The following is a 2,385-nucleotide window of genomic DNA, read 5'->3' on the forward strand; positions in this document are numbered from 1 at the left end:
CACGCGCGGCCGGCCGAAGCTGTCGATCACGTTCTGGAAGCGCTCGCCCATCAGGAACGAAGCCGCGACCGCCGGCTCGCGCCACAAGTAGACCGAGGCGTAGAGGTGGCCGACGGCACGGTGCCGGCCGCGCTCCTGCGCGACGAAGGCCTTGAACACCAGACCCTCGGTGTCGTCCCACAGCGGGCCGCGCTGCGCCGCGCGGCGGCGGATGGCTTCCATGTCGTGCCCGGCCGGCAGCCGGTGCGAGTACTGCATCGCGAACATCGTGTCGCTCCTTGCATGCTTTGTTGAAGATGCAGCGAGCTTGCGATGCCGGGCGGGCCGGTTGAAGGGGCCGCGCGATATAGCTGTGATGTGGCGGCGCAATCGTCGCGTCGTTGCCGCGTCGTTGCCGCGCAGCTATGCGCGGCGCTTCGCGGCCTTCGGCGCCTGCGCGCGCAGGCCCTCGACCAGCAGGCGCCCCGTGGTCTGCAGATGCTCCGTGATCAGCGCCTGCGCGGCCTGCACGTCCTTGCTGAGCACCGCGTCGACCAGCGCCTGGTGCTCGCCGCGCACGTCGCGCCGGTCGCCACCCAGTGGCGCCGACAGCTGCCGGTAGCGCTCGCTCTGCTGGTAGAGCATCAGGTGCATGCGCAGCAGCCAGCCGTTGGGGCAGCCGCTCACCAGCGCATGGTGGAACTCGGCATGGGCGGCGGTCCAGTCCTCGCTCAGCAGCGTTTGCGGCAGTTCGTGCTGCAGCTCGGCCAGCCGCGACAGCCGGTGGTGGGCCGACACCACGCGGCCTTCCCATTCGAGGCCGCCGTGGCGGATCGCCTCGGCCAGGCAGAGCTTCTCGATCTCGATGCGCGCCTGCACCAGGTCCTCAAGCTCGGGCTCGGAGATCGGGCTGACCCGGAAACCGCGCGCGGGCTCCGACACCACCAGCGACTCGGCCTCGAGCATCGCCAGCCCTTCGCGTACCGCGCCCGCGCTCACGTCGAGCTCCTCGGCCAGCGCGGCGATGTTGAGCTTGGCGTCGGGCAGCAGGCGGCCGCCGACGATCGCGGCGCGCAGGTGGGTGAACACCAGCCGGGTCTGGCTCATGCCCTTGGTCTTCTCGTTCATCGCGTCCTTTCGCGCCGTGGCGTTGCTTCGGCCCAGATCATACTTGGCAGGCTTTTAAATCTATGATTCAATAAATAATATATTATTCAAACAAGAAACCACGGATCCACCCGTCCACCGGAGACAAGCCGCCATGACCGCTTCCTCGCTTCGCACCGTCAAGAACCCGCCGCGCGCCGCGCTGCAGGCCGTGCATTCGCTCGACCGCTTCGTGTTCACCGTGCCCGACCTCGCCGAGGCCGAGCGCTTCTATGCCGCCTTCGGCCTGGCGCCGCGCCGCGATGGCGGCCGGCTCGACCTCCACACCGTCGGCCATCCGCAGGCCTGGGGTTCGCTCTACGAAGCGCCGGGCCGTCCGAAGAAGCTGCAGTACCTGCGCTTCGGCTGCTTCGCCGAAGACTTCGACGCCATCGCCGAGCGCGCGCGGCAACTGGGCCTGCCGCGCTGCGAACCCCATCCGCTGAGCGCGGGGCAGGGCGGCGAGGCCGGCCTCTGGTTGCTGCATCCCGACGGCTTCCCGGTGCAGGTCGTGGTGGCCGCCAAGAGCTCGCCCGAGGCCGCGGGCGAACGGGTGCTCGCGCCGCGTCCGCCGCCGGGCGTGGGCGCGTCGCTCAACCGCGCGCGCATCCCGAAGGTGCACCCGCGCCGGCTCTCGCACGTGCTGCTGTTCAGCGCCAAGGTGCCCGAGGCGGTGCGCTTCTTCGAGGAGGCGCTGGGCCTGCGCGTCTCCGACCGCTCGGGCGACCTGATCGTGTTCATGCACGGCGTGCACGGCAGCGACCACCACCTGGTCGCGATGGCCAAGTCGGGCGGGCCCGGGCTGCACCACCTGAGCTGGGACGTGGCCGACATCGACGAGGTCGGCCGCGGCATGGAGCAGATGCTGGCCGCCGGCCATGTACGCGGCTGGGGCGTGGGGCGCCACGTGCTGGGCTCGAACTACTTCCACTACGTGCGCGACCCCTGGGGCAGCTACTGCGAGTATTCGTACGACATCGACTTCGTGCCCGGCGACTTCGACTGGCCCGCCGCCGACCATCCGCCCGAAGACTCCTTCTATGCCTGGGGCCCGCGCGTGCCCGAGGACTTCGTCACCAACTTCGAGATCGAGCCCGCGCCGCCGGCCGCCGATCCGGCCGCCTGATCGTTTCGCTTTCTTCTTTCACCCACCACAAGGAACTCCCATGCGCCTCCTGGCCTTTCAAAGCAGCGGCAAGCCCGCCCTCGGTCTTCGTCTTGGCGACGAAGTCGTGAACCTCAGCGCCGAAGGCCTGCCCG

Annotated in this window: 3 protein-coding genes; 1 reads left to right on the top strand and 2 read right to left on the bottom strand. The window is 69.6% G+C overall.

From position 1 onward, the window contains the following. Positions 1-267 (bottom strand): DUF4865 family protein (locus tag AC27VN_RS39015; protein WP_490880144.1); only part of this gene is annotated, 267 nt, incomplete at its 3' end. Positions 268-402: 135 nt separating this feature from the next. Then, complete coding sequence (locus tag AC27VN_RS39020; protein WP_093342544.1) at positions 403-1,107, bottom strand: GntR family transcriptional regulator; 705 nt, start codon at positions 1,105-1,107, stop codon at positions 403-405. Between the two features lie 133 nt (positions 1,108-1,240). On the opposite strand from AC27VN_RS39020, the gene AC27VN_RS39025 reads away from it, so the two are divergent. Continuing rightward, a complete protein-coding gene (locus tag AC27VN_RS39025; RefSeq protein ID WP_490880145.1) occupies positions 1,241-2,251 on the top strand; it encodes a VOC family protein in 1,011 nt (336 codons plus the stop codon). Positions 2,252-2,385 lie beyond the last annotated feature (134 nt).

This window comes from Variovorax sp. 20P10.2.4 (assembly GCF_058244205.1).

What these genes read in the sequence shown, in the direction of transcription:
- AC27VN_RS39020 (WP_093342544.1), bottom strand. Translation starts at nt 1,107, where the DNA reads ATGAACGAGAAGACCAAGGGCATGAGCCAGACCCGGCTGGTGTTCACC.
- AC27VN_RS39025 (WP_490880145.1), top strand. Translation starts at nt 1,241, where the DNA reads ATGACCGCTTCCTCGCTTCGCACCGTCAAGAACCCGCCGCGCGCCGCG.